This is a genomic window from Micromonospora sp. NPDC047753, from assembly GCF_040642735.1.
GTDB lineage: Bacteria > Actinomycetota > Actinomycetes > Mycobacteriales > Micromonosporaceae > Micromonospora.
In genome coordinates, this window is the sequence record NZ_JBEYSL010000779.1 from 1 (window position 1) to 2,057 (window position 2,057).

1 protein-coding gene and 2 pseudogenes are annotated in these 2,057 nt (G+C 69.3%); 1 reads left to right on the forward strand and 2 read right to left on the reverse strand.

All coding sequences use genetic code 11. The features are described from left to right. Together ABZ749_RS34430 and ABZ749_RS34435 are read right to left on the reverse strand one after the other, a co-directional pair. Window positions 1-116 (reverse strand): annotated as a pseudogene (locus ABZ749_RS34430) (hypothetical protein); the annotation flags it as partial. A gap of 35 nt (window positions 117-151) precedes the next feature. After that, a pseudogene (locus ABZ749_RS34435) lies at window positions 152-1,111 on the reverse strand (MFS transporter); the annotation flags it as partial. A gap of 213 nt (window positions 1,112-1,324) precedes the next feature. Here ABZ749_RS34435 and ABZ749_RS34440 point away from each other — a divergent pair. Next, complete coding sequence (locus ABZ749_RS34440) at window positions 1,325-1,957, forward strand: TetR family transcriptional regulator (protein ID WP_357235420.1); 633 nt, start codon at window positions 1,325-1,327, stop codon at window positions 1,955-1,957. Window positions 1,958-2,057: the final 100 nt, after the last annotated feature.

The following is a 2,057-nucleotide window of genomic DNA, read 5'->3' on the forward strand; positions in this document are numbered from 1 at the left end:
GGAACGCTTGGTCACGCGTACCGTCTTCATGCTCTTGATCTCGCGACGCAGCCGGGAGATGCGGTGGCGGATGCGCCGCCGGTCGGTCTCCAGCTCCCGCGAGGGGGCCGAAGACCACCATCATCAGGACGGTGGGCAGCAGGAACAGGCCCGCCTGGGACACCGTCTTGCCGAACCCGTACCCGGTGGCCGCTGGGAGTTGCAGCAGGGTCGGTACCAGCACGAACGTCCCGAACATCGCGAAACCGAGGATCAGGGCGACGAGGTCGGTGGCCCAGACACCGCGGATCCGCATCAGGCGCATGTCGATGAGGGGCTCGCGTACCCGCAGCTCGACCCGGACGAACACCACCATCGCGACCACGCCGAGCAGGAACAGGCCGATGGTCTTCGGCTCGGTCCAGCCCCAGCCCTGCCCCTTGCTCACGGCCAGCAGCAACGAGATCAGCGACACCGACAGGATGGCCGCGCCGAGCATGTCGAGCCGTCCGGGCGTGCGGACCCGCGACTCGGGCATCCCGAAGATGGTTCCGAGCAGCGCGACGACGACGAGGACCAGTGGCAACCAGAACAGCCAGTGCCACGACAGGTGCTCCACGATCGGGCCCGCGGCCACGATGCCGACACCTGCGCCGACACCGAAGATCGCCGACAGCAGGCCGACGGTGACGCCGACCTTCTCCCGGGGCAGTTGGTCGCGGACGATGCCGATCGAGAGCGGCAGGATCGCTCCGGCGGCTCCCTGTAGCGCCCGCGCGACGATCAGCACGGTCAGGTTGGGGGCCAGAGCGGCGAGCAGTGTGCCCGCGGCGAGGACCGCGAGGACGCCGATGAGGACCCGGCGCTTGCCGACCATGTCACCGAGACGTCCGAGAATGGGCGTCAACACCGAGGCGGCCAACAGGTACGCCGTGAGCACCCAGCTGATGTCTCCGGTCGAGACGCCCAGGTCCCTTCCGATGGTCGACAGCGCGGGCGCGACCAGCGACTGGAGCACCGCGAACGCCAGGCCGCCCAGCGACAGGTACAGCACCAGGAGGATGCTGTTGGCGCGCGGGGCGGCGCCGGACGCGGAGTCGAGGTTCGTCGACTCCTCGATGGTGTGGGTCATGAGATCCCCGAACTAGATGTAAACGTTTGCTGACTTAGCCAGTATCCGCAGCCCAGGACTCATGTCAACAGTCGTTTACGTCACCATCGGCTCGTACCGGACCTTGCGGTCGACAGAAAGTCAACATATGTTTACTTGCTGGCCCGCACCGAGCAGCAGATAGCCGGACGGCAATACACCGACTCCGCGCCAGAGCGACAGGAAGGACGCGCCGTGACAGCAGAACCGCCCGTCCCCACGACCAGCAACACCGCCGGCGAACCGCCCCAGCGTCGCCGTCGGGACGCGGCCGAGACCCGGCAGTTGCTGCTCGACGCCGCCCGCCAACGCTTCGCCCGGGACGGCTACGCGGCCACCACCGTCCGGGACATCGCCGACGACGCGGGCGTCAACGTGGCGCTCATCAGCCGCTACTTCACGTCCAAGGAAGGCCTGTTCGAGGCGTGCCTGCGTGCTGCCGGCGACGAACTGGGCCGAACCACCGGTCAGACGCCGGCCGACCGGGTGCCCGAAGCCATCGCCCGGCACATCGCCGGCCTCGGCGCGGCGGGCCTGTCGAGCCAGCTCGCACTGCTGTTGCGGTCGTCCGGGGACGCGGAGGCCGACGATATCCGGCGTGGCGTGCTGGCCCGTTCCAGCGAACAGCTGGCAGCGGCTCGCGGGTGGCGTCCCGGCGATCCGGACAGCCAACAAGTCCTGCTCCGCGCCCAGATGGCCCTCGCCGCCGGCATCGGAGTCGCGGTGCTGCGGTCGTCGATCCGGCTGGAACCGCTGAGTTCAGCCACCGAGCATGACCTGGTCGGACCGCTGCGCGGCCTGGTCGACGCGCTGCTGCCACCGCACTGAGCGCAGGCCACCCCGGTAGCGCGTGGGGCGGGCCGAGCCCGGCCACGGCGGTGAAGGCCGCGCTCTCACTCGGCAACTTCTGGGCCTGCGTGATCTCGCG